Here is a 2793-nt window from a genome sequence, read left to right as displayed (position 1 = left end):
TCGTAGATTTTGTGTTTCTTTGATTATTCCTGACTGTTATCAGAAGGGCTATAAACTTAATGGAGGATTTTATCCAGAAAATTACTCTAAGAGTGATGTTTCCAAAAGTTTGACACAAATAGAATTGAAATTCATAAATGAAAGGTGTATGCAAGCTTAAGTTGATAGGGAAAGAAAAATTATTCTTGCTATGCCGTAAGTGCGCTCCAAGACTATATTAAAATTTTTATTGCACTGAAAATCTTTGTTTTTCCTAATCTCTAGAATTATCAATGCATCATCACTCAGCCAGCCTGAGTGAGCTAACCCTTCTAAAGTTGAATGGACTAGATTACTATTGTAAGGTGGATCTATAAAAACTATGTTGCATCGTGAAATGGGTTTTGGCAATTTGTCAGCACTGCAGCAAATTAGTGTAATATCGTCCGTAGTTCCAAGATTTTCTGCCGTTTTCTTAGGCAATTGCAAATTGTAGTAATCTGAATCTACCATAAATGCATGTTTAGCACCGCGGGAAAGTGCTTCAAATGAAAAAGAGCCACTTCCACAGAATAAATCAAGCACGTTTGAGTTATGAATAGGCTTTTTTGAAAAAAGTATGTTGAACATTGCTTCCCGGACAACACCCATGGTAGGCCGTGCGGCCAAATGCTTACCTGTGGCTATCTTTCTTCCACGATATTTTCCTGCAATAATACGCAGCATACTAAATAAGCTCCAAATTAGCTAATTATTTAGTAGTACATGATTAGTGTCAATATAACTTTGGCAGTTAATTATATCAATTCCACTACACAGAAAGCAGGTAGACAACAGTGGAAAGAAGCTACCCATAGAAACGAAAAAACTACTTGACAAATTCCTCCAGCTTTCTTACCATAATATTGAAGCTATTATTTATCTTTAGTCCGTACAGATTAAACGATAAAAAACTCAATGTACTTGGCTTCTTATGTTTAATTTTTTGCACTATGTGCACCTCACGTCTTTATAAACCTTTTAGGTTTTTACCTAATATAAGCTAAAATACGCTTGTTAAAGCGTTTAAGACAGTAAAAACGCCAATTTAAAAAGATAGATAGTGAAAACTAGCTAACAGTTTTTTTTGCCTTTTTTTTACTTAGTAAATTTCTTAACATTACTACTAAAGTAGTATCTTGATCTCAGTGTCACGTACTGGAATGACAAGAGAAGAAGTACTGGGGTGAAAGAAAACGGAGCTACTTGGATGACAGGAGGAGGGGTGCCGGAATGACACTCTTGTTGACTGGTAAAACGGTATCTTTAATTTGCCATTATCATTAGAACTTGGTATTAATTTCCTCTGTTGATCTTTTTTACCATGCTGTCAATCATATGTTTTATACCTTGATATACAGAGTACGTACTTTCCTCGCTACGCATATAAGCAGAACAGGAAAATACATTATGTTCTTCGTCTTCTATTGACAACTCTGTATCGCACTTTATATGCTCGCCACCAAGCTTTTCTATCAACTTTTCTCTGTCATCCCCTATAGTCACCTTAATTTTATTTCCTCTTTTGCCTATTTTACTGCTTAAAATAAAAACAACCACCGCTGGAGATATACATATCGCCCCTATTGGCTTTTTTGCAACAAAAAATTCTGAAACTAATCTTTCAAATTCAGGTATTACTGTTGCCACGTCTTTACCTTCAGCTAGGTCAGATAAATTTTTCACAACTCCATACCCGCCGGGTACAACTAGCATGTCAAAATCTTTAGCTTTGGCTTCCTTTAGGTTATATATTTCACCTCTTGCAATTCTTGCTGCTTCTACAAGTACATTCCTCTTCTCTTTTACTGCCTCTTTTGTTTTATGGTTAATAACCTGTTTGATATTGATATCAGGTGCAAAGCACTTAACTTCCACTTCCTGCTGATCAAGCACGAGCAAGCTTAAAACAGCTTCTCTCACCTCTACACCGTCGAGGTGACCACATCCTGATAAAACCACAGCAGCTTTTAATTTTTTTTCACCCATAGAGCACCTTATTTTCATATAATTTAGATTGTAGTACAAATTCCGTGTTTGAAAAGGGGTAATTATATTAACTACTTCATATTAATGAAGATGTAATTAATAATTAGTATATATAATTATGCATACTTATAACTGATAGGAATTGAATATGGTACAAGGTGGTGAAACAAACGCAGGCAGTGAATACTTGCTCAAGGCTTAGTTGAACTTATTCAAGGAAATGACAGCTTGAAAGAAGCAGCAGAAAGTTTTTTAAAAAATGCAAATATAACAGATGTAGATTTGGCTGATTCAGAAAAAGTAATTGAATTATTAAATTGCGACAAGGGTAGAGATTTTTTAGATGCTATATCAAAAAAATTATCAGAAGAAGAGACACTCAAAGAACTAGTTGAGCAAATTGGTAAAGATCGGGTAATGATGGAAAAGTTCAAAGCTTTAGATAACCAGTTGTCAACTTAAGGAGTTATAGGTGGAGCAGCTATTACGACACTAACAGGTGAACTAGCGGGTACATTAGCAATAGGAGAAATGGCTCGTGCATTAATGGGTGGTACGTTAGCATTAGCTGGGCTTGTAGCACTAGTGGCTATAGCTGCTATTGGTTATGTTATATATCAACATAGAGGTGAGATAAAAGAAGGTGCTGAGCCTCTAGGGAAAGCAGTGAAAAGTTTTGCGAACAATATAATTGATAAATTACCTGTAATTCAGATTCAAAACAGAGATAAAAATTTTTATAAATTATATCAGGAATTACCTTAACTTGTTTTATGTGCCAGAAGT

The 2793-nt window shown here is 35.0% G+C and carries 4 protein-coding genes; 2 read left to right on the top strand and 2 right to left on the bottom strand.

Going from position 1 to position 2793, the window contains the following annotated elements; genetic code table 11:
* Positions 1 to 156: 156 nt before the first annotated feature.
* Entirely contained in the window at positions 157 to 705 is a 549-nt protein-coding gene (gene rsmD, locus IHO13_RS03675) for a 16S rRNA (guanine(966)-N(2))-methyltransferase RsmD (RefSeq protein WP_225538326.1), read from the bottom strand.
* A 609-nt stretch (positions 706 to 1314) separates the two neighbouring features.
* Positions 1315 to 2007 (bottom strand): isoprenoid biosynthesis glyoxalase ElbB, encoded by a 693-nt coding sequence (elbB, locus tag IHO13_RS03670; protein WP_225538325.1) that lies wholly within the window; start codon positions 2005 to 2007, stop codon positions 1315 to 1317.
* 228 nt (positions 2008 to 2235) lie between these two features.
* Between elbB and IHO13_RS03665 the strand changes: the two genes are divergently transcribed.
* Positions 2236 to 2469, top strand: a complete 234-nt coding sequence (locus IHO13_RS03665) for a hypothetical protein (protein WP_225538324.1) — start codon at positions 2236 to 2238, stop codon at positions 2467 to 2469.
* A 69-nt stretch (positions 2470 to 2538) separates the two neighbouring features.
* Positions 2539 to 2772 (top strand): hypothetical protein, encoded by a 234-nt coding sequence (locus tag IHO13_RS03660; RefSeq protein ID WP_225538323.1) that lies wholly within the window; start codon positions 2539 to 2541, stop codon positions 2770 to 2772.
* Positions 2773 to 2793: the final 21 nt, after the last annotated feature.

This window comes from Wolbachia endosymbiont of Mansonella perstans (genome assembly GCF_020278605.1).
Lineage (GTDB): Bacteria > Pseudomonadota > Alphaproteobacteria > Rickettsiales > Anaplasmataceae > Wolbachia.
This window is presented reverse-complemented; position numbering and strand designations above follow the sequence as displayed.